Genomic DNA, 251 nt, shown 5'->3' with positions numbered 1-251 from the left:
CGCAGTCTTGGATTTATTGAGTGTTGCGATCATTATGTTTTCCTTTTTTAAGAGCCTTCTAGTTTTATGGCTTAACCAAAGCTAATTCCAAGCGGCCAACAAAGTTGATTTCATTTAATTGTTCATTGGTGATGAATTCATCTGGATACCGAACCTTATCAGGATTGTCACTTGCTAAACGAACTGTTTTTCCGCCAGCATAACTAACAAAAATCCGCTTCATTCTTAACTCATTACTATGTGTGAAAACG

Annotated in this window: 1 pseudogene; it reads right to left on the bottom strand. The window is 36.7% G+C overall.

Annotated features, from left to right (window positions below):
- Positions 1–64: 64 nt before the first annotated feature.
- A pseudogene (locus D9K81_RS18340) lies at positions 65–251 on the bottom strand (DNA-binding protein); the annotation flags it as partial.

Origin of the sequence: Acinetobacter chengduensis, assembly GCF_003664645.1 — a bacterium.
GTDB classification, from domain to species: domain Bacteria; phylum Pseudomonadota; class Gammaproteobacteria; order Pseudomonadales; family Moraxellaceae; genus Acinetobacter; species Acinetobacter chengduensis.
Note: the sequence above shows the minus strand (reverse complement) of the source record. Positions and strands in the feature narration are given on the sequence as shown.